The sequence below is a fragment of the Pseudophaeobacter profundi genome (genome assembly GCF_029697505.1).
Lineage (GTDB): Bacteria > Pseudomonadota > Alphaproteobacteria > Rhodobacterales > Rhodobacteraceae > Pseudophaeobacter > Pseudophaeobacter profundi.
On sequence record NZ_JARJEF010000118.1, the window covers coordinates 1 to 360 of the forward strand.

Annotated in this window: 1 protein-coding gene; it reads right to left on the bottom strand. The window is 59.4% G+C overall.

Translation table 11 applies throughout. The annotated features are described in order from the left end of the window. Positions 1-360: hypothetical protein (locus P2081_RS20475; protein ID WP_278924632.1), on the bottom strand; the 360-nt coding region annotated here is incomplete at both ends.

Sequence of the window (360 nt, forward strand, 5' to 3'; positions counted from 1 at the left end):
CTGGTGTCTCCTTCTGGCTCCAGTTGCGAGGTTGCGGCTGGTGGCTGAAGTTTCCGAGATACTCTGGAGCCACTGCCACCAACTCTTCGTTGGCTCCGACCGCACTGCTTGCTCCAACTCGGTGCTCCTCCTGCTCGGTGCGAGAGGCGAGAGCGTGTATGGTGGAGGAGAGTGTGGCCTGCATGCCAGGGTCGGGACAGGAGCTCAGCAGTCGCAGGTCCTTGAACAGTTGCAGCAGATACTGTGGCCGCCACTCGTTGACTGATATCAGCGCCGCCACCTCCGAGTATACACACTCTTCCAGTGTGTCCCCACCACCATTGGCGTCAATCTTGCACTCCTTGGTGACATTGCCTCGGT